This is a genomic window from Microbispora sitophila (assembly GCF_014892245.1).
GTDB lineage: Bacteria > Actinomycetota > Actinomycetes > Streptosporangiales > Streptosporangiaceae > Microbispora > Microbispora siamensis.
The window spans coordinates 49,183-69,373 of record NZ_JADBGC010000027.1; the positions used below are offsets into that span (position 1 = coordinate 49,183).

The window sequence follows — 20,191 nt, forward strand, 5'->3', positions numbered from 1 at the left end:
TCCGATCCCGGCGGTGCCCGTCGAGCCCGCCGTACCACCCCCCCTTGGGGCGCTCGCGCGTCCCGGTAACAGGAGAGGACACCCATGCACCGACAAAGGTCATTCCGGCGTGCCCGCGCGACGGCCGTGACCGCGGCCCTCGCCGCGGCGGCCCTGACCGCCGGGCCCGTCGCCGGTCCGGCCGGCGCGGACACCGCCGCCGCCGACGTCGTCGCGGTGGACTTCGGGCAGCGCACCGGTCCGGTCCACGGCGGCGCGACCGGCATGCTGTACGGCCTGTCCGACCCGGGCGTCCCGGCAGACCCCCTCGTCGCCGGCGCCCGGCCGCGTACGGTCGCCCAGAAGGCCCCGGACGGCGACCAGCATCCCAACGGCGACGCGCTCAAGATCGCGGATGGCTTCTTCGCGTCGGGCGGCGAGGAGATCGTCGTCTACATGCAGGACGTCTACAGCAAGTGGCCCTACGAGAACCTCGGCATCGACGACTACCTCGCCAAGGTCGACGCGATGGTGCGCAAGGTCGTCACGGAGCGTCCGCAGGACAAGGACAGGTTCGTCTGGGTGCCGTTCAACGAGCCCGACTGGATTTGGTATCAGAACTGGGCCCAGGTCAAGCAGAAGTTCTTCAGCGACTGGAAGGCGGTGGTCGAGCGTATCCGGTCGATCGACCCCGGCGCCCGCGTCGTCGGCCCGAACGAGGCGAACTACAACCCCGGCCGCCTGCGCGACTTCCTCACCTGGGCCAGGGACAACACCTGCGGCGGAAAGAGTTGCCTGCCGGACATCATGGCCTGGCACGAACTGTCGCGCGGCAGCCTCGCCGCCTACCGGGCCCACTACGAGGACTACCGGCAGATGGAGCGCGACCTCGGCGTCGGCCCGCTGCCGATCAACATCGACGAGTACGGCAACCGGCGCGACATGTCCGTCCCCGGCCAGATGGTCCAGTGGATCACCATGTTCGAGGACACCAAGGTGGACGCCGACATGGCGTTCTGGACCTACGCCGGCAACCTCTCCGACCACGCGGTGCGCACCCGCCAGGCCAACGGCGGGTGGTGGCTGCTCAAGTGGTACGCGGACCTGACCGGGCAGACGGTGAGGGTCACCCCGCCGCAGCCGGACGTCCCCGACACGGTCCAGGCCCTCGCGGCCGTCGACCCCTCCGTACGACGGGGCACGATCCTGGTCGGCGGCGGCGCCGCGCCGGTCCGGCTGGACGTCTCCGGGCTCGACTCCGCGGTCTTCGGCACGCAGGTCGACGTCGTCGTGTCCAAGACGACCTGGTCAGGCTACGAGGGCGACGCCGTGCAACCGCCGGTCGTCGCGGCCACCCGGACCACCCTGCGCGACGGCACGCTGCGGGTGGACCTGCCGGGCGGCGACGTGATGGCCGCCTATCGGGTCACGATCGTCCCGTCGAGCGGCGGCGCGCCCGCGGCCGACGCGCCGTGGAGCGTCTCGGTCGAGGCAGAGTCGGCCACGCTCACCTCGGCCCAGGCGTACAACCAGGACACCACCGCGGACCCGCAGCTCTACGCGACCTCCGGCAAGCGGGACGTCGGCTCCATGAACAAGGTGAGCTCCGCCGTCACGTTCCCGGTGACCGTGCCACGCGACGGCCGTTACCGCCTGGGCATCTTCCAGGGCGCGAACAAGGCCCCCGGCAGGCACGCGCTGTTCGTGGACGGCACGCTCGACCAGATCGTGCAGTACTCGGCCGACCTCGGCTGGACCTACCGCGGCCGCACCGACGTGGAGGTCGAGCTGACCGCCGGCACCCACGAGCTGTCGCTGCGCACCAGCGCCGACGGCACGACCCTGCTGCCGGGCAGCGACGTCACGCTGGACAGGTTCGACCTCACCGAGGTCACCGGCCCCGCGCGGGCGGCGTACCCGGCCGACGAGGCCCGGCTTTCCGGCGGCGCGGGCATCATCCGCGAGGGCAAGGGCGCCGCCGTCACCCTCGGCGGCCGCGCCCGCGCCACGTTCTTCGCCGCCGTGAGCGAGAACGGCTACTACGACCTCACCTTCTCCTACAAGACGGCCGGAGCCGGCGACCTCGACGTCCGCGTCGACGGACGACGGATCGCGGGTGTGCGGGCGACGCGCCCCGGGGAGGCGGCCTCCCGGGCCCGTGTGTACCTCCCCACCGGCGTCTCGATGGTCGAGGTGGGCGGCCCGGCCGGCCTGCGACTGCGCGGCCTGACCACGGTCAGGGCCGAGGAGGCGGACGCGGCGGCCTACCGCGTCGAGGCCGAGCAGGCGCAGCGCGCCGGAACGGCCCGCGTGGTCACCGTCCCGGCCACGAGCGGCTCGAACGCCTCGGCGGGCGCCTACGTGGGCGACGTCGGCAACGGCGCGGGCAACACGCTCACCCTCACCCGGCCCAGCGGTTTCGGCCCCGGCGAGTACGTCCTCGTGGCGCACTACGCCAACGCCGACAGGAACACCGGGCACCCCTACAACACCGACGTCATCAGCCGGTTCGTCGACGTCACCGAGACGGGCGGGGCGACGACGCGCGGCGTGTTCCGGCACAGCTACGCGTGGGACAACTTCTGGTCCCAGGCGACGCCGCTCGCCCTGACGACCGCCTCCGGGGCGCTCGTCCTCGGCAACGCCACGGCGTACGCGCCCAACCTCGACCGGTTCGAGCTCGCGCGGCTCGTTCTGGAGGTCGACAACACGGCCAAGTGAGCGGAAGGGCCCGCCGTGCCCGTCCACGGCGGGCCCTCCTTCGCCGCGCTCGCCGGCCGTACGGACGATCGGGGCATGGTGGGTGAGACGTGCCGCATGTCATGTCGAGGCGTAGGACGATGTGACCATGAGCACTCCCCCGGCTTTCGGAGTCGAGCAGGCGGTCGCCCGTATCAGCGACGAAAAAGGGGCGGTCGCGGGCGCAGGCGTGCTCGTCGCCGCGGATCTCGTGCTGACGTGCGCGCACGTGGTCACCCGCGGGAGGCAGGAACAGCCGGAGACCGTGCTCGTGGACTTCCCGTTCCTCCGCACGGGGCCTTCGCGGGCAAGTGTCCACTTCCTGGCACCGGCGGAGCCCGGTGCGGATCTCGGGCCCGGGGACCTCGCGATCCTCCGGCTGGAAACGGCGCTGCCGCCGGACGTCCGGCCGGTCGAGTTCGCCGCCGCCGCGCCGCCGGGCCTTCAGGTCAGCGCCTACGGTTTTCCGCAGGGCTACCCGGATGGGCGCTGGGCGTCCGGGCGCACGGTGGGAAGCCTGCCGCACGGCGCCGTCCAACTGGAGGCCACCGACAGCGCGGGGTTCACGGCCGGCTACTCCGGAGCGCCCGTCTGGAGCCCTGAACTCGGCGCGGTGCTCGGCATCCTCTTCGCGGCGGACGGGCCGAACGGCAGAGCCGGGTACATGAGCCCGGCTCCCGCTCTCGCCGAGATGTGGCCGGAGTTCGACGCCGTCGTCCGCTCTGCTCGGGAGCGAGCCGCCGAGGTTCCCGAGGACCGGCGCAGAAGGCCCGGAGAGTTCGCGCCCGGCGGCCGGGAGCGCACGCAGTGGGTCAGCGACGCGCCGGCCGACCGTGACGTGCTCAGGCGGGCCGCGCTGGCGAACGTGCTCGCCAGGCAACTGCGCCACGCGCGGACGGAAGCCCCGGACGCGTCGTTTCTGGTGCACATCGACGGTTCGTGGGGGACGGGCAAGAGCACCCTGCTCAAACTGCTCGCCCGCGACCTGCGAAGCGACTCGATCGTGGCCTTCTTCGACACCTGGCGGCACGTGCGGATCGAACCACCGTGGTGGGCGCTGCTCACCACAGTCCGCAAGGCGGTCGTCCAGCACAGGCCCCGCTGGCGACGTCCCTTCTTCCTCGTACGAGAGCTTCTCGCGCGCGTCCGTCGCGACGGCGCCCCTCAGGTGCTGTCGGGCCTGCTCCTGGTCGGTGCGGCGCTCCTCGCCGCGTTCCTGTTCAGGGCGGGCGTCATCACGGTGCGCAGCGTCGAGCCGACGGTCAAGACGGTGACCACCGTCGTCGGAGCGGCCGGCGCGTTGTGGACGGCCGGAATCCTCGTCAGCAGATACGCGATGTGGGGATCGGCGCGCAGGGCCCGCACCTTCGAGCAGTCCCACACCGACCCCATGAACGACGTCGCCGAGCACATCGCCTGGCTCGTGCGCCACGCCGGCCGGCCCATCGTGGTCTTCGTGGAGGACCTCGACCGCTGCAACGCCGACTATGTCGTGAACTTCCTCGATTCCGTCCAGACGCTCGTCCGCGACGTGCCCGAGCACTGGCGGCGGTCCATGCGCCGCACTCCCGACTTCCATGCCCCGAGCTTCGTCGTCGCGATGGACGGCGCCTGGCTGCGCTGCGCCTACGAGAACGCCTATCAGACGTTCGCATCGGCGGTCGCCGAGCCGGGGCGTCCGATCGGCTACCTGTTCCTGGACAAGCTCTTCCAGCTCAGCGTCCCCATGCCCAAACTCGGCGGGGCCAGCCGGGACCTGTACTTCGGCGAACTGCTCGGTGTGAGCGTCGCGAAGCCCCCGCCGACCGCCGCCGACCAGGTCCGTGCGGCCCTCACCACGAGCAGCGACGAGATCGAGGTGCTGGAGACGCTGGCGAAAGCCGACCCCCGGGTCCGTGAGATCGTGGCCTCGCAGGCGGTCGAACGGATCCTCGACGCCGGCGTACAGGACGTCTCCCACCACGCCCTCGCGAAGTTCTCCCGGTTGCTGCACAGCAATCCGCGCGCGATGAAACGGTTCGTCAACACCTACACCGTCCTGCGTGCCGTACGTGTTCTGGAGGGCAGCCTGGTGCCGACCGACACCCTCGCGCTGTGGACGCTCCTTCGCATCCGATGGCCGGAGTTGGCGGACTACCTGGAGTCGCATCCCGAGGCCATCGATCAGATCACGGAGGGCTCCGGCGCGCATGATCTCCCCGAGTCGCTCCGGGAGCTGGCGGCCTCGCAGGACCTCCATGAGGTGCTGTGCGGTGTGCCGGGGGTGACGCTCACGGCGGACGTGATCCGTTCCTGTTCCGGAGCGGGCGACGACCTGGCACCGCTCCGCGCGTAGTCCCCGGCGGGCGACTCACGCTCTGATCGTCTTCGTCGCGCAGTGGACGAAGGCGCAGTGGACGAAGGCGCAGTGGCTCCGGTGCCGGTCGCGGTCGTACAGCCGGTTCTCCTCTCCTTCCCCTCGTGACTACGGCAGGCCGCATGGATCCGTCTTGCGTCCCACTGCCGCCGCAGGCCGGGCTCCCCGCGACGGTCTTGGCCGCGCGCGGCGCGAGGGACTAGGTTCGCGCCGTGCCCACCGCTGATCACCTCTCCCCCGGCGTCCGCGTCTACGCCGTCTGCTCGGAGGTCCCGCCCGACGTCGTCGGCGGGCTGGGCCGGTATGCCGAGCGCATCATGGACGCCCTGCATGACGCCGGGGTGCCGGTCGTGCTCTTCGGCGCCACGGCCCGACGCGGCCGGGCGCCCCGGACGGAACGCCGGGGTGACGTCGCGCTGCACCGTCTGCCCACCCCCGGCTACGGCCTGCGCGAAGGCTTGGTACTCCCGCCGGGCGTACGGCGGCTCGTCAGGGTCGCCGGGCTGCTCGCGTTCAACGTGCGGGCGGCCACCCGGATCCTCCGAGCCGAGGCGGGACGGACCGGGGCGGTCGTCGCCGTGCACGACTGGATGGGCTGCGTGGCCGGGATCCTGTGCCACGTGCTGGGACGGCTGCCGGTGGTGTTCCACGTGCACACCCGCGAGCTGAACGCCCACGCGGGTGATCCGGATGCGCCGCGCCGGTCGGCGTACGCCGTCCTCCTCGACCTTCTGGAGACGGCCCAGGCGAGGACGGCGCGCCTGATCCTCGTGCCGAGCGCCCGCATGCGCGACGACCTCGCCGCGCGCGGCTGGCCGGCGGACCGGATGCTCGTCGTGCCGCACGGCTTCGAGGAGCCCGGTCTGCTGCGGCTCGCCGGGCTGCCGGACGACGAGCGCGACCGGGTCCGCGCGGAGGTGCGGCGGCGCTACCTGCCCGGCGGGCAGGGCCGGCTCGTCGTGTTCGCCGGGCGGCCGTCGCCGCACAAGGGGGTCCACACGCTGATCCGGGCGGTGCCGCGGGTCGTCGCCGAGCACGACGACACGCGCTTCGTGCTCGTCGGCGCCCAGGCGCCGCAGACCGGCGACGCAGTGGCGGTGGCCCGGCTGATCGAGCGGACGCGGACCTCCGGGCACGTGATCGCCGGCAACCGCTTCCTCGCCTCCGCCGAGGTGTTCGCGCACTTCCTGGCCGCCGACGTCTGTGTCTTCCCGTCGGTGTACGAGCCGTTCGGCCTGGTCGCCGTCGAGGCGATGGCGCTCGCCCGCCCGGTGGTCGTCGGCCCCGGCTACTCGCCGGTGGTGGTCGGCGACGGCGCCGTCCGCTGCGTACACGACGACCCGGGCGAGCTGGCCGCGGCCCTGCTGCGCCTCCTCGACGACGCCGAGGAGGCGGACCGGCTCGCCCGGCGGGGGGCCGCGTACGTGCGGGAGCACTACAGCTGGGCGCGCACCGCCCGGCACACCCTGGCGGCGTACGCCGGCGCGGCCCCGTCCGACCGGAAGGCGTCGTGGGTGCGCCGCCGCGGGTCCGCGCCGGTGAAGTGATCGACGGCGGTCGGGACCCCGCCACTTGACCTTCGACGCCTTGAGGTCGTCAGCCGATGCGGAGCGGGAGCGTGCGCGGTCCCCGCACCTGGCCGGGGGCCCAGGTCACCTCCGAGGGATCGGCGAGGCCGAACACGGGGACACGCTCCAGCCAGACCTCCAGGGCGACCCGGAGCTCCATGCGGGCGAGGTGGGAGCCGACACAGCGGTGGATGCCGAGCCCGAACGCCGCGTGCCGGTTGATCTCACGGTCGATGATCACCTCGTCGGCCCGGTCGAACTGCGCGGGGTCGCGGTTGGCGGCCGGGAACGACAGCAGGACCCAGTCGTCGGCCTTCATGTCGACGCCGCGCCAGTGCATGTCCTCCTTCACCAGCCGCGCCATCGTGACCGGTGCGTACGCCCGGAGGAACTCCTCCATCGCGGTCGGCAGCAGCGCGGGCTCGGCGACCAGGCGCTCGCGGTCGGCCGGGGTCTTCGCCAGGTGCCACAGGGAGGCGCCGATCGCGCTCCACGTCGTGTCGATGCCGGCGATGAGCAGCAGGGCCATCGTGCCGGCCACGTGCGAGGGGTCGAGCTTGCGGCCGTACAGCTCCGCGTCGATCAGGTAGGTGGTGAGGTCGTCGCGCGGGTTGGCGACGTGGTCACGGATCTGCTCCAGGAGGTAGTCGAACAGCTCCCCCATGTGCGCCATCCGCTCCTCCGGCGGGAGGTTGACGCCTTCGAGCGCGTGCTCGACGAACTCCCGGAACCGCGGACCGTCCTCCGGCGGGAAGCCCAGCATGTCGGCGATGACCCGCATCGGGATGTGCTGCGCGTAGTCACGGGCGGCGTCGACGATCTCCGCACCCTCGAACCCGTCGATCAGAGAGTGGCAGAACGCCCGCGCCGCCGCCTCCCGCTTCGCCACCTCCTTCTTGGTGAACGCCGGAAGCAGCAGCTTGCGCGCGTCGTGGTGGAACGGCGGGTCGGAGGAGATCGGCGGCACGGCTCCCACCGGCGCGATGTCCCTGGGCGGCCGGTAGTTGCTCATGATGATCGCCCGCGAGGAGAAGTGCTCGGTGTCGTAGGCGATCGCCGCGACGTCCTCGTACCGCGTCGGCAGCCACCCGCCGCCGAACCGCTCAGTGTGCGCGACCGGGCAGCGCTCCCGCAGGTCGTCCTGGATCGGGTACGGATCGGCGGCCCACTCGGGCTCCAGGTGGGAGAAGTCGGTCGCCCAGTCGGAGACCGGGCCGGTGATGATCTCGTTGCGTGTGCCGAGGGGCTCTTCCTGCGACTCGCGGAAGTCGCGGACGAAGCGATCGTCGACGGTCATGTCAGGCCTCCTCGACGAGGACGATCGCCTTCTCCGGGCAGTTGGAGGCCGCGACCCGCGCCGCCCGCTCGCCGCCCGGCGGCACGAGGCCGTCGCCGGCGACCTGGCCATAGCCCTCGTCGTCCTCGGTGAACAGGTCGGGCGACAGGTCGTAGCAGCGGCCGTGTCCCTGACAGCGCGCGGGATCGATCTGCACTTTCACTGGTGCTCCCCCTTGTGGTGTGTGGGGTCGGTCGGGGCGATGGCGGTGACGAGACGCGTGAGCAGGGCGCTCCACTCCTCGTCGCCGACCGCGTGCAGGTCCGGCGTGAGGAGCGCGCTGCCCATCGCGAGCAGGAGACAGAAATGGGCGACGGCGCCCGGCGAGAGCGCCGGGTCGATCTCGCCGTCGTCCTGTGCGGTGCGGACGAGCCCGGCGAGCCAGCCGGCCCGCTCGCCGACGTAGTCGTGCATCGGGCGGGCCACGTCCTCGTCGCGACGTGCCGCCACCAGCGCCTCGACGATCAGGGAGCCGCGGGCGTCGGGACGGCGCGGGAGGCTGCGGCCCACGGCGACGAGCAGGTCCGCGACCGGCCGATCGGGGTCGGCGGCCAGCAGGTCGGCAAGCAGCCGCGGACCGTGGGCGCGCAGCGCGGCCACGATCAGCTCGGCCTTCGAGCCGAAGTGCGCATACAGGGCGCCGTTGCTCACCCCGGCCGCCGCGGCGATGTCGGCCACGCGCGTGCCGTCGTACCCGCGCCGGGCGAACACGTCGACGGCCGCGCGCAGCAGCCGCTCCCGCGTCTCGGCGGCGGTGACACCCGCGATCCGGCCCACGACGGAATTAAATGGTCGTTCATTTGATTGCGTCAAGACCGCGGCCACCCCCGCCACGTCAATAGCGGCAAAGGCACGCCGATGTGACGAACGCCAGGTAAAAGCCGCAAACTAGCAGCATGTGGGGTAAATTGGGCATGGTTCGGCATCGCGACTGGTTCGTGGACGCGGCGCTCGCCGCAGCGGTCATCGCGTTCACCATCCCCACCACGCTCATCGGCTACAGCTTCTCCCTCTGGGGCGGTGCGCCGGACGCGCTCGAGATCGCGACAGGGGTGATCACCGCGGCGGCCATGCTGGTGCGGCGCCGCACCCCCTGGCCCGCGATCGTCGCCTCTGCCGCGTGCGCCTGCGTCACCGGACAGGTCGTGCCGATGATCCTCGCCGTCTTCTCGATGACGGCGGAACACCGGGTGCGCCGATGGCAGTACGTCGCCCTGGCCCTCTCGGTGGTCTACGCCGTCGTCGACTACCGCAACCCGCACACCGACCACTCGGTCTACTTGAACATCGTCCGCGCGCTGACCCTCATCTACCTGCCCGCGGTGGTCGGCACCTGGGTGTACGCCTACCGGCGGCTCATCCGGGAGCTGCGTCTCGGCGTACGCGAACGCGAGGAGATCGCCGCCTCCGAGGAGCGCCGCAAGATCGCCAGGGAGATGCACGACACGGTCACCCACGCCGTCACCGCCATGGTGCTCAACGCGGGCATGGCCCGTGACACCACCGAACCGGGCGAGATCCGGGAGCTGACGGCGACCATCGAGGACAAGGGCGTGCAGGCGCTCGGCGAGCTGCGGCAGTTGCTCACCGTGCTCCGCCGCGAGGACGGCGACCTCGCCGAGGGCACCGAGGCGATCGCCCGGCTGGTCGGCGAGGCGCGGGCGAGCGGGCTCAAGGTCGATCTCCGCCTCGACGCTCCCCCCGGGGCGCTGCCGAGACAGGTCTCGCACGCGTGCTACCGGCTGGTGCAGGAGGGGCTCAGCAACGTACGCAAGCACGCGCCGGACTCCCGCGTGCAGGTCACCTGCGAGGTCAGCGACGACCAGGTGGCCGTCTCCGTGGTCGACACGCCGGACCGCGGCGACCACGGAGGGAAGACGGTCAGGGCCGCGCCCTCCCTCGGCGGCGGGTACGGCCTGGCCGGCATCCGGGAGCGCGTCTCCCTCGCGCAGGGCCGGTTCTTCTCCGGGCCGACCCCCGAGGGCGGCTTCATGCTCGCCGCCCGGCTCCCCCTCCGGTCGCCGCACGGCTAGACCGGTTTTCTCCCCATCCGGCGGGGGTACGGCTCTCACATCGATACAGCGCGGGCCACGTGGCCCGGAACGCATCGGCCCGAGTTCGTATTGGCACGACGCCGCCGTCGCGGAAAGCGCGGCGCGCCGCGCTTCGCACGCGTCTCCCGTAACGATCGCGTTTGAGAGCAGCCATGAAAGCCGTGGTCTACGAAGGCCCTCGACAGGTCAAAGTCACCACCGTTCCTGACGCCCGGATCGAACGGCACACCGACGTGCTCGTGCGCGTCACCACCTCCAACATCTGCGGATCCGACCTGCACATGTACGAGGGCCGGACCAGCTTCACACCGGGCCGGGTCTTCGGTCACGAGAACCTCGGCGAGGTCGTGGAGATCGGGGACGCGGTCGACCAGGTCAAGGTCGGCGACATGGTGTGCCTGCCGTTCAACATCTCGTGCGGCTTCTGCGCCAATTGTGAGAAGGGCCTGACGGCCTTCTGCCTGACCACCAATCCGGAACCGGGCCTGGCCGGCGCCGCGTACGGCTACGCCGACATGGGCCCGTACAACGGCGGCCAGGCCGAGTTGCTGCGGGTGCCGTACGGGGACTTCAACTGCCTCATCCTGCCCGAGGACGCGCGGGAGAAGCAGACCGACTACGTCATGCTGGCCGACGTCTGGCCCACCGGCTGGCACGCGACCATGCTCGCCTGCGTGCAGCCGGGCGACACCGTCGTGATCTACGGCGCGGGCCCGGTCGGCCTGATGGCCGCCTACTCCGCCCTGCTCAGGAACGCGAGCGGCGTGATGGTCATCGACCATCATCCGGACCGGCTGGCCAAGGCGGAGGAGATCGGCGCGATCCCGATCGACGACTCCCGGTCCTCCCCGGTCGATCAGGTGCTGGAGCTCACCCAGGGGATCGGCGCCGACCGGGGCTGCGAGTGCGTGGGCTTCCAGGCGCACGACCCGGAGGGCACGGAGCGTCCCAACATGACGCTGAACGACCTGGTCAAGTCGGTCAAGTTCACCGGGAACATCGCCGTCGTCGGCCTCTTCCTCCCCCGCGACCCCGGCGGCGGGAACGACCTCTACAAGCGGGGCGAGATGGCCATCGACTACGGGACCTTCTGGTACAAGGGCCAGACGATGAGCACCGGGCAGTGCAACGTCAAGAACTACAACCGGCAGCTGTGCGCCCTCATCCACGAGGGCGGCGCCCGGCCGTCCTGGATCGTGTCGCACGAGTTGGACCTCGACGACGCGCCCGAGGCGTACGCGCACTTCGACGCGCGGGAGGAGGGCTGGACCAAGGTGGTCCTACACCCCAACAAGGCCGGCTGACCGCACGCCGGTCTCCCCTCCTGATCGCGATGCGCCGGGCCGGTGATCGGCCGAAGCGGGCGGACCCTACCCTTGGGGAGGAAAGCCGCGCCGCGGAGGCGCTCGGCGCGACCAGGAAGGGACAGGCGCGTGCTCACCGTCTGTGTGGCCCCGGAGGACCCGCCGCTGATCGTCGAATCGGTCCGCGCCGCCGGTGGTGAGGTCGTCGGCGATCCCCGCCTGGCGGAGGCGCTGGTCTGGACCGACTCGCGGCCGGAGGGCGTGCGGGAGTACCTGACGCCGAGCGTGCGCTGGGTCCAGTTGCCCTCCGCGGGCGTCGAACGCTGGACGCGGGAGGGACTCGTCGACTCCACCCGCGTGTGGTGCTCGGCGGCGGGGGCCTACGCCCCGCAGGTCGCCGAGCACGCCCTGGCCCTGCTGCTGGCCGGGGTGCACCGGCTGCCCGCCGCCGCCCGGCGCCGTACGTGGCAGCGGGACCAGCCCGGCTCGCTGCGCGGGAGCACGGTGGCCGTCGTCGGCGCGGGCGGGATCGGCAGGGCGGTCATCCCCGCGCTGCGCGCCCTCGGTGCGGACGTCCTCGCGGTCAACCGCTCGGGCGAGCCCGTCGAGGGCGCGGCCGAGACCGTGCCGTTCGAGAGCCTGCCCGCCGTCTGGCCGCGGGCCGATCACGTGATCCTGGCCGCGCCCGCCACCCCGGAGACGCACCGGATGGTCGGGCGGGACGAACTGCGCGCCCTGGGCCCGCACGCGTGGCTGGTCAACGTGGCCCGGGGCGAGCTCGTCGACACCGACGCCCTGCTCGCCGCGCTGCGGGCCGGTGAGATCGGCGGCGCCGCCCTCGACGTCACCGACCCCGAGCCGCTGCCGGACGGGCACGGCCTGTGGGCCGAGCCGAACGTGCTGATCACCTCGCACAGCGCCAACCCGCAGGCCCGCCTCACCGAGAGCCTCGCCCAGCGGGTGCGCGAGAACGTCGCCCGCTACCTGCGGGGGGAGCCGCTCCTGGGCCGCATCGATCCGGCCCGGGGCTACTGACGCGGCTGTCGGCATCGTTTGCGCCGACCGTACGATCAACGCGAAGATCACCGGATGGCCTCCCCCAGCCCGGCGCGACGGCGGTTCGCGCTCTTCGCGCTCGCCGCCGTCATCGTCTGCGTCTCCCACCCGCTGGCCGAACCGGCTCTGTGGACCGCTGACGGGAGTGTCTTGACCAAGATCCTCGTCATGGTCGACAGGTCCGTGGAGCCGGTCGCGATCCTCGTGCTGGCGCTGCCGCTGGGAGTGCTGATCGACCGGACGCGCCGCCGGTCCGTCCTGGTGATGTCCGCGCTGCTGGGAGCGGCGGCCCTCACGTCCGTCGCGGCGGCCGGAGCTCTCGGAGCACCCACCTGGCCGCTTCTCCTCGCGGTGATGCCGGGGAGCGGCGTCCTGGCGATGGTGACGGCGGTCGGCCAGGACGCGTACCTGCCGTCCGTCGTACGGCGTGAGCGCCTGGTTCCGGCGAACGCGCTGCTGACCCTGCTGCCGCGGATCGTCGTCATGCCGGTGATGCTGACGGGGACCATCTGGTGGGGTTACGGGTTCCTGTTCGCCGTCGGCCTGGCGTTGGCCGTGGCGGCGGCGCTGTTCCGGGGTGTCTCCGCCGTCGAGGGGCCGCCGCCGCCCAAGGCGGGGATGTGGCGGGAGACGACGGAGGGGATCCGTTTCACGGTCCGGCATCCGGTGCTGCGGGCGATCGCCCTCTATCTGGTGCTGTCGGCCCTGTTCTCCGAGATCACCGACGCGGTGGCGGGCGAGGCGTGGGACACGGCGTTCGACGGTCTGGGCGGGACGAGTATCGAGTCCTCCTGGTTGCTGCGGATCACGCCGGCCTACGGCCCACCCGTCCTCGGGGCGCTGGTGGCCGTGCTGCTGCACCGCAGGCTCGGCGCCTTCCGCCTGGCCTGGTGGGCCCTGCTCGTGAGCGGACCGTTCACCCTGCTGCTCGCCATGTCCGGGACCGGCCCGGGGTGGATCTGGTCCGTCCTCGGAACCGCCGTCCCGGCGACCGGGGCGGTGATCACCGCCGTCGCCCTGCTCAGCCACCGGCAGGCCGTCACACCCCTCCGGCTGCTCGGCCGGACGGGCGCCCTGCTGGTCGTCCTCACCACTCTGGCCGACGGCGTGGGGAGCCTCCTGGAGGGGCCCGCCGGGCGGCTGGCCGAGCTGGGCGGCGTCGCGCCCGCGGCACTCGCCACCGTCGCCGCGCTCGCCGCCGCCGTCCCACTGCTGCGGGCCCGGCGGTCCGCGGCCGGCCACGATGCCGGAGCGGCCGCTGATTCCGGCCAGGGTGACGCTCCGGACCACGGCGACGAGACGCGGCCGGGCGACGCCGCGGACTGGCCCCCTTCCGCTGGCGCCCTCGCCGTCCGGCGGGCCGGGCCGCCCCTGGCGGCGCTCGCGCTGCTGGCCGCGCTGCCGGCCGCCGACCTCGCCTACGGCCACATCACCACTCCCGACCAGTGCGCGCCCCGATACGGCGACGGAACGAGGGTTCCCACCGGCGAACGGGCGTTCATCTGCGGGGCGCGCTCGAGTGGGCGGTTCGCGGCCGTATCCGACCGGGACCTGCTGGCGTACGGGCGGGCGATGTGCGAGGTCTACCCCGGCCCCCACGCCGACGAGAGGCTGATCACCGCCATCTGTCCCCGGGCCGCGGCGAAGGCGCAGGCGGAGATCGACGCCGAGGAGGCCGAATATCGGGCGCGGCAGGCCGCCAACCAGAAGGTGTGCGACGACTCCCGGCACCGCCCCTTGATCAAGCCCGTACGCGTCGTCCGCGAGCGGACGTGGACCGACTACGGCGTCATGGAGTCCTTCGAGTACGACGAGAGCCTGCCGGCGGACCCGTTCGACGACGGCCTGCTGGACAAGGCGCAGGACGACGACCTGGTCGCCGCCGCCCCCGGCCACCTGATCATCCTCAGCCACTCCGACTACGACATCTGTGTGACCGCCGAGACCTACCGCACGAGGCCGCCCATGGAACTGAAGGGATGGCACCAGGTGGTCGAGGTCGGCTACCAGAGCCCTACCGGCCACATCGAACTGGGGGACCCGATGGCCCTGGATGGCCTGCCGAATCTGGCTTTTCGCGGCAAGGGCCACTATCGGATCCGGGTCCACTACCGGCAGCCGGACTGGGAGGCGCGCACGCCCCAGCATCTTCTGATCATGGTGTTCCCGGGGGAGGGCGACCGCGTGGTCGAGCACCGCCGCCCACGGCGACCCGGGTGACGCGATCCCGGCGGCTCCGGCGGGCGCGGCAGGATCGACGGGGTCGCTCCGCCGCGCTCGCCGGTGGCGTCTATCGTCGCCGCATGAAGGTCTGTTCCATCACCGCGCCGGCCACGGCCGAGGAGGCGGAGGCGATCCAGGACGCCCTGCGGCCCCGGCTGGACCTGACCGGCCCCGGTCCCCGTGACCCCGCCCTGGTCGCGGGGGTGGACGTGGCCTACGCCCACGACCTGCTGGCCGCCGCGGTCGTGGTGCTCGACGGGACGAGCCTGGACGTGGTCGAGCAGGTGACGGTGCCGGGACGGCCCGCCTTCGGCTACGTGCCCGGCCTGCTCGCCTTCCGCGAACTGCCCAGCCTCGTCGAGGGTCTGGAGCGGCTCACCGTCACGCCCGACCTGATCGTCTGCGACGGTTACGGCCTGGCGCATCCGCGGCGGTTCGGACTCGCCTGCCACCTCGGGGTGCTCACCGGCCTGCCCACGATCGGGGTCGGCAAGACGGCCTTCGTCGGCTCCTTCGAGCCGCCCGGCCGGGAGCGCGGCTCGTGGAGCGACCTGCTCCTGGACGGTCAGGTGGTCGGCCGGGTGCTGCGCACCCGGGACGACGTCAAACCGGTCTTCGTGTCCGTCGGCCACCGCGTCGACCTGGAGACCGCCTGCCACGACGTGCTGGCCCTGACCCCGCGTTACCGGCTCCCCGAGACGACGCGCGCCGCCGACCGCCTGTCCCGCTCCGCGTTGAAGGCCGCCCTGGCCGCCTCCACCTGACGAGGTCCCCGGCGTACACGGCGGCGCGGCCCGCGTCCCCGGCCGTGGTCAGGAGGCGCCTTCGGCGAGGTGCCGTTCCACGGAGGCGACCTTGGCGTCGAGCCTGCCCTGACCGGCGCGGGCGTCGGCCTTGAGCACCAGGCTGACGCGGGAGCAGCGGGCCTCGACGGCGGCGACCGCGTCCTTGACGACGCCGAGCACCTCGTCCCACGTCTCCCCCTCGACCGTGGTGAACATGGCGTCGGTGCGGTTGGGCAGCCCGGACGCGCGGACCACGCGCACCGCCTCCGCCACCGCCTCGCCGACATCCTCACCGGCGCCGATCGGCGTGACGCTGAAGGCGACGAGAACCGACATGAGACCTCCTCGAAGATCGCATCCCCCGGCCCACGCTAACACCCGCCGCCGGGCGGCAGCGGGTGCGGGTGGTTCACGCGCGGGTGGTGCGCTCGCCCGTCCTATGGGCGGGCGGCCGCGCGGGCGTGCGCGCCGGTGAGGAGAGCACGCACCCGCGCGGCGGTGGCGTCGCCGGGGTTGAGCACGCAGATCCAGGACTGCGCGGCGTACACGGGGTGTGGCAGGATCCGGTCCTGCACCCGGTAGTCCAGCGCCTCGTGCTGGTCGGCGTGCGCGGCCGGCGGATAGCCGAGCAGTTCCTCGAACACGGCGCGGCCGGCCCCGATGTTGACCCGGAAGACGCCGGGGCGGTTCAGGTCGGAGGCGGTGTCGAACCCCTCGTAATCCTTCACGACGATCGTGGCGAAGGGCATCTTCCGGTTGGCCGGCTCGTCGTCGGGATCGTAGTAGAAGAAGGTGTCTCCCCATGCCGCCTGCGGGGCGCCGTTGTCCTCCGCGGCGGTGAAGGCGACGACACCCGGCAGGCCGGTCACGAATTCGATGACGTCGTTCTCGGTCACACGAGGTCCTTTTCTCGTCGGATTTCCTCCTTCAAGCTTCTCATTCAAGTCCTCTATGAGACTTTCCCAGGGAATCCGCTGTCGGCCCCTCGCCAACCCTCAACTCGCGGGTAAGACCTGCGCGCTCGGTCTCAGCTCCGGGGAGGTCGCACCACCGCGACGGGGCAGTGGGCGTGGTGCAGGACCGCCCGGCTCACCGAGCCGAGCACCGCCGCGCCGACGGCGCCGCGCCCGCGCGATCCCACGACGAGCAGGTCGGCCTTCTCCCCGGCCTCGACCAGCGCGGCGACCGGGTGCGCGCAGACGGCCCGCATCTCGGCGGCGACGTCGGGATACCGGTCCTGGTAGGTACGCAGCGCGCCCGCCACGTAGTCCTCCTGGGCCTTGCGTACCTCGTCGACGTTGTAGGTGATCTCGGGCGCGAAGGGGTGCACCGGAAGCTGCCAGGCGTACAGGGCGAGCAGCCGGCAGTCGCGCAGCCGCGCCTCCTCGAAGGCGTAGGTCAGGGCGGCGCCGGCCTCCTCGGAGCCGTCGACGCCGACGACGACCAGCCCGTGGGGCGCCGACACCCCGGCACGCACCACGACGACGGGGACGTCGACCTGACCGGCGACGTGCATGCCGACCGATCCGAGCAGCATGCCGGTGAACCCGCCGTGTCCCCTGCTGCCGATCACGATCTCCGCCGCGTTCCCGGCCTCCTGGCGCAGCATCCAGGACGGGTCGCCCTCGATCATGGCGGTGACGACGCGGACGGCCGGGTGGGTCTCCCGCACGGCCTGCTCGGCCTCCTCCAGGATCCGCCGGCCGGCCCGGTCGAGCTGGTCGCCGATCGGGAGGGGATAGCGCGCGATCTCGTACGGCAGGCGGTCCACCGCGTGGACGATCCGCAGCGGCAGACCCTTGCGCGCCGCGTCGCCCGCGGCCCACTCCACGGCGGCGGCCGCCGCGCGCGAGCCGTCGGTGCCCACGATGACGGGTTCGGTCATGGCTCCTCCTTCTGCTCCTGCCCCTATCCGACCGCCTGCGCCTCCCCCGGGGCAGGGCCGCTGGTCCCTGCACCGCGGGACCTTTCTCCTCTCCCAGGGCAGACATGGAGCGGCCGGCTCGCGTGGCGCCGAGGCACCGCCGCGAGCCGGCCGGAGGTCGGGAACCGTAGGAGGGTCAGGAGCAGGTGAACCCGCTTGCCCCCGGCGAGGAGGGGCCGGACGCCTGGAAGCCGAAGCTCGCCGACGCGCCGGGCGCGAGGTTCGTCGCCCACGAGGGCGCCTTGGCCGTCCAGCGGGTGCCGCTGGAGGTCACGGTCGCGCTCCAGCCGCTGACGAGGCTCACTCCTGACGGCATATCCCAGGTGACCGTCCAGTTCTGCCATGCCGCGGTGCCGGTGTTCTTGACCGTGACGTTCGCCGTGAAGCCGCCCTGCCACGAGTTGGCCACCTGGTAGGTCACCTGGCAGGTCCCGGGGTTCGCCGACGGGGACGGGCTGGGGCTGGGCGACGCGGACGCAGATGGGGACGCCGACGGCGAGGCGGACGGTGACACCGAGGGCGAGGCGGAGGGCGACGCGGACGGTGACGGCGACGGCGAGCCGCTGGGCGTCGTCGTGGTGTAGCTCGCCTCCGTGTAGTCCGCGCCGCACTGCGATCCGCAGGACGCGGGCAGGGCGAAGTTGTAGACCCGGCCGCCGTTCACCAACGCGTCGGAGGCGTCGCGCACCCGGATCTGGAACCGCGTCGCACCCTGCGTGACCCCGCCGATGATGTACGACTGGCCCATGTCGGAGTTCATCTGGGCCTGCTTCCAGGCGCCGTCGGCGTAGTACTCCACCCCGTGGATGCCGTTGGGCAGGTGGGAGACGGCGATCGCGGGCCACCACGCCTGCGCGCCCTTCATGAACCCGATCCTGATGTCGCCGCTGTAGCCGGGCGCCGGGACGAACGACCACGTCACGTGACGGTTGTTCCAGTGGTTCGGGTACATGTCCCCGACCGGCGCCCCGTTCTTGACGAACCTGTTGAGCGACGGCTTCGACAAGTCCAGGTGATACCGGTCGTCGCGGCACCAGCCGTTGGAGTCGCCGCAGCTGTCGGCGACGAGCATGGTGAGCGTCGCGCCGTTGTAGGCGTCGGAGACCCACGAGCCGTTGCGGCAGAACGCCTGGCCGGGCGCGCCGTCGTTGACGCCGGTGCAGTAGTCGGAGACGCTCACCTTCACGTACCGGCCGCAGTTGAGGCCGTTGTTCCACAGCCCGGCCTTGGAGGCGTTCGCGCCGGTCAGCGGCCGGGGGTAGAAGGAGTAGTCGCCGGGCGTGTCGTACACGTTGAGCGCGACGAAGTCCTGCGAGTCCAGCTCCGACTGCGGCAGGCCGCAGCCGCCGTACGGCGAGCCGAGGCCGTCGAAGTAGGTCGCGTTGCCGGTCACCGGCGCGGGCGGGTCGTCGACCGCGCCGGCCGGGGTCGCGGCGGGCCAGGCGGTGAGCAGCACCGCGGCGACGGCGGCCGCCCAGATGCGGCGTCGGACGGAGGTTGCGCGGCCGGTCATCGGGCTCCCTGCGGTCACGGTCGTGCTGGAAACGCCGAGATCGTGGCGGTGGGGCGGCGGCCCGGTCAAGGCGCGCTCGCGGGCGACCCCGATGAGCTGGGCCGTCCTCGGTGAGGGCCTGTAACTTTCATCACCATGCCAAACCAGAGACGTGCGTAAGCCGACTTTCGGGGCAGAGGACACGAAAGCACTCATCAGCCTGGGGAGCGGCTACATGACAGACCTCGCACGGGACATGGCGGTCGGCGTGGAAGAGGAGTTCCACGTCGTGGACCTGGGGACCCGGCAGCTCGTCCCGCGCGCCGGCCTGCTCCTCCAGCAGTTGCCGCCCGACCGGTTCACCCAGGAATTGCAACGGTCGGTCGTGGAGGCCAACACCCGCCCGTGCACGCGCCTGGAGGACCTCTCCCGGGAGCTGACCGGGCTGCGGGCCGACGCGGTCGCGGCGGCGGACGGTCTCGGCCTTGGCATCGTCGCCGCGGGGACGGTCCCGCTGGTCGACCCCGAGACGATGAAGATCTCCCCCGATCCGCGCTACGAGCAGATGCTGGCCGACTACCAGGCGCTCGCCCGCGAGCAGCTCATCTGCGGCACGCAGGTGCACGCCGAGGTGCGCGACCGTGACCTCGCCGTGGCCGTCACACACCGGCTGGCTCCCTGGCTGCCGCCGCTGCTGGCCCTGAGCTGCAGCTCGCCGTACTGGATGGGGGCCGACACCGGCTACGCGAGCTTCCGGTCGACGGTGTGGCAGCGCTGGCCGACCGCGGGACCGGCGGCGCGGTTCGAGTCGGCCGAGGAGTACGACGCGATGGTGGACGAGCTGATCCGGTCGGGGGTCATCGGCGATCCCGGCATGCTCTACTTCGACGTACGGCCGTCGGCGCACGTGCCGACCGTCGAGCTGCGGGTGTGCGACGCCTGCCCGCGCGTGGACGACATCGTGCTGATCGCCGGGCTGTTCCGCGCGCTCGTGAGCCGGGAGCTGGACGCCCTCGCCGCCGCCGAGTCGCCCTCCGCGCCCGAGGAGTCCGTGCGTACGGAGCTGGTGCGGGCCGCCTCCTGGCGGGCGGCACGGTCCGGACTGGACGGCGAGCTGGTCGATCCCGTCGAGGGCGTGCCGAGGCCGGCCCGCTCGGTCGTCGGCCGGATGCTGGAGGGGCTGCGGCCGCAGCTGGAGGAGTCCGGCGACTGGGCGCTCGTCTCGTCGCTCGCGGCCCGGGCGCTGGCCGACGGCGGATCGGCCGCCCGGCAGCGCGAGGCGTTCCGGCGCGGCGGCCGGCTGACCGACGTGGTGGACCTCCTGCTGGCCGAGACGAGATCCGGGGACCGGCGACTCGCGGCGGCGGGGAGGTAG

16 protein-coding genes are annotated in these 20,191 nt (G+C 72.5%); 9 read left to right on the forward strand and 7 right to left on the reverse strand.

Translation table 11 applies throughout. From position 1 onward, the window contains the following. The first annotated feature begins 84 nt into the window (after window positions 1–84). From IL992_RS36870 to IL992_RS36880, 3 genes are all read left to right on the forward strand, one after another. Entirely contained in the window at window positions 85–2,700 is a 2,616-nt protein-coding gene (locus tag IL992_RS36870; RefSeq protein ID WP_193207942.1) for a CBM35 domain-containing protein, read from the forward strand. 127 nt (window positions 2,701–2,827) lie between these two features. Further along, on the forward strand, window positions 2,828–5,053 hold the full coding sequence (locus IL992_RS36875) for a P-loop NTPase fold protein (protein WP_193207943.1): 2,226 nt from the start codon (window positions 2,828–2,830) through the stop codon (window positions 5,051–5,053). A gap of 233 nt (window positions 5,054–5,286) precedes the next feature. Further along, on the forward strand, window positions 5,287–6,621 hold the full coding sequence (locus IL992_RS36880) for a glycosyltransferase family 4 protein (RefSeq protein ID WP_193207944.1): 1,335 nt from the start codon (window positions 5,287–5,289) through the stop codon (window positions 6,619–6,621). A gap of 49 nt (window positions 6,622–6,670) precedes the next feature. Here the strand turns inward: IL992_RS36880 and IL992_RS36885 are convergent, their stop codons facing one another. The 3 genes from IL992_RS36885 to IL992_RS36895 are packed head-to-tail and all read right to left on the reverse strand — an operon-like array spanning window position 6,671 to window position 8,755. Beyond that, complete coding sequence (locus tag IL992_RS36885) at window positions 6,671–7,939, reverse strand: cytochrome P450 (protein WP_193207945.1); 1,269 nt, start codon at window positions 7,937–7,939, stop codon at window positions 6,671–6,673. A gap of 1 nt (window position 7,940) precedes the next feature. Then, on the reverse strand, window positions 7,941–8,141 hold the full coding sequence (locus tag IL992_RS36890) for a ferredoxin (protein WP_079317301.1): 201 nt from the start codon (window positions 8,139–8,141) through the stop codon (window positions 7,941–7,943). Beyond that, window positions 8,138–8,755 (reverse strand): TetR/AcrR family transcriptional regulator, encoded by a 618-nt coding sequence (locus tag IL992_RS36895; RefSeq protein ID WP_193207946.1) that lies wholly within the window; start codon window positions 8,753–8,755, stop codon window positions 8,138–8,140. The genes IL992_RS36890 and IL992_RS36895 overlap by 4 nt, the downstream gene beginning before the upstream one ends. Before the next feature lie 137 nt (window positions 8,756–8,892). On the opposite strand from IL992_RS36895, the gene IL992_RS36900 reads away from it, so the two are divergent. The 5 genes from IL992_RS36900 to IL992_RS36920 all read left to right on the forward strand — a co-directional run bounded on the left by IL992_RS36900 (window position 8,893) and on the right by IL992_RS36920 (window position 15,379). After that, complete coding sequence (locus IL992_RS36900) at window positions 8,893–10,011, forward strand: sensor histidine kinase (RefSeq protein ID WP_193207947.1); 1,119 nt, start codon at window positions 8,893–8,895, stop codon at window positions 10,009–10,011. A 173-nt stretch (window positions 10,012–10,184) separates the two neighbouring features. After that, window positions 10,185–11,336: a glutathione-independent formaldehyde dehydrogenase gene (locus IL992_RS36905; protein WP_193207948.1), complete on the forward strand. Its 1,152-nt coding sequence runs from the start codon at window positions 10,185–10,187 to the stop codon at window positions 11,334–11,336. Between the two features lie 129 nt (window positions 11,337–11,465). Next, window positions 11,466–12,371: a D-isomer specific 2-hydroxyacid dehydrogenase family protein gene (locus IL992_RS36910; protein ID WP_193207949.1), complete on the forward strand. Its 906-nt coding sequence runs from the start codon at window positions 11,466–11,468 to the stop codon at window positions 12,369–12,371. Window positions 12,372–12,425: 54 nt separating this feature from the next. Then, window positions 12,426–14,612: an MFS transporter gene (locus IL992_RS36915; RefSeq protein WP_193207950.1), complete on the forward strand. Its 2,187-nt coding sequence runs from the start codon at window positions 12,426–12,428 to the stop codon at window positions 14,610–14,612. Between the two features lie 83 nt (window positions 14,613–14,695). Then, window positions 14,696–15,379, forward strand: a complete 684-nt coding sequence (locus IL992_RS36920) for an endonuclease V (RefSeq protein WP_193207951.1) — start codon at window positions 14,696–14,698, stop codon at window positions 15,377–15,379. A 48-nt stretch (window positions 15,380–15,427) separates the two neighbouring features. On the opposite strand, the gene IL992_RS36925 is transcribed toward IL992_RS36920, so the two are convergent. The 4 genes from IL992_RS36925 to IL992_RS36940 form a co-directional block, all read right to left on the reverse strand. Continuing rightward, on the reverse strand, window positions 15,428–15,736 hold the full coding sequence (locus IL992_RS36925; protein WP_079319572.1) for a thiamine-binding protein: 309 nt from the start codon (window positions 15,734–15,736) through the stop codon (window positions 15,428–15,430). 101 nt (window positions 15,737–15,837) lie between these two features. Then, window positions 15,838–16,296, reverse strand: a complete 459-nt coding sequence (locus IL992_RS36930) for a DUF6194 family protein (protein ID WP_193207952.1) — start codon at window positions 16,294–16,296, stop codon at window positions 15,838–15,840. Between the two features lie 131 nt (window positions 16,297–16,427). Then, the gene (locus IL992_RS36935) at window positions 16,428–17,285 is read right to left on the reverse strand and encodes a universal stress protein (RefSeq protein WP_193207953.1); all 858 of its coding nucleotides are present in this window, start codon (window positions 17,283–17,285) and stop codon (window positions 16,428–16,430) included. A gap of 175 nt (window positions 17,286–17,460) precedes the next feature. Continuing rightward, the gene (locus IL992_RS36940) at window positions 17,461–18,837 is read right to left on the reverse strand and encodes a cellulose binding domain-containing protein (RefSeq protein ID WP_193207954.1); all 1,377 of its coding nucleotides are present in this window, start codon (window positions 18,835–18,837) and stop codon (window positions 17,461–17,463) included. A 214-nt stretch (window positions 18,838–19,051) separates the two neighbouring features. Between IL992_RS36940 and IL992_RS36945 the strand changes: the two genes are divergently transcribed. Continuing rightward, window positions 19,052–20,191 carry a carboxylate-amine ligase gene (locus IL992_RS36945; protein WP_193207955.1) on the forward strand — a complete coding sequence of 380 codons (1,140 nt, stop codon included), beginning with the start codon at window positions 19,052–19,054 and terminating at the stop codon, window positions 20,189–20,191.

Coding starts and splice junctions, on each gene's coding strand:
- IL992_RS36870 (WP_193207942.1), top strand. CDS start 85: ATGCACCGACAAAGGTCATTCCGGCGTGCCCGCGCGACGGCCGTGACC.
- IL992_RS36875 (WP_193207943.1), top strand. CDS start 2,828: ATGAGCACTCCCCCGGCTTTCGGAGTCGAGCAGGCGGTCGCCCGTATC.
- IL992_RS36885 (WP_193207945.1), bottom strand. CDS start 7,939: ATGACCGTCGACGATCGCTTCGTCCGCGACTTCCGCGAGTCGCAGGAA.
- IL992_RS36900 (WP_193207947.1), top strand. CDS start 8,893: ATGGTTCGGCATCGCGACTGGTTCGTGGACGCGGCGCTCGCCGCAGCG.
- IL992_RS36905 (WP_193207948.1), top strand. CDS start 10,185: ATGAAAGCCGTGGTCTACGAAGGCCCTCGACAGGTCAAAGTCACCACC.
- IL992_RS36915 (WP_193207950.1), top strand. CDS start 12,426: ATGGCCTCCCCCAGCCCGGCGCGACGGCGGTTCGCGCTCTTCGCGCTC.
- IL992_RS36920 (WP_193207951.1), top strand. CDS start 14,696: ATGAAGGTCTGTTCCATCACCGCGCCGGCCACGGCCGAGGAGGCGGAG.
- IL992_RS36925 (WP_079319572.1), bottom strand. CDS start 15,736: ATGTCGGTTCTCGTCGCCTTCAGCGTCACGCCGATCGGCGCCGGTGAG.
- IL992_RS36935 (WP_193207953.1), bottom strand. CDS start 17,285: ATGACCGAACCCGTCATCGTGGGCACCGACGGCTCGCGCGCGGCGGCC.
- IL992_RS36940 (WP_193207954.1), bottom strand. CDS start 18,837: ATGACCGGCCGCGCAACCTCCGTCCGACGCCGCATCTGGGCGGCCGCC.
- IL992_RS36945 (WP_193207955.1), top strand. CDS start 19,052: ATGACAGACCTCGCACGGGACATGGCGGTCGGCGTGGAAGAGGAGTTC.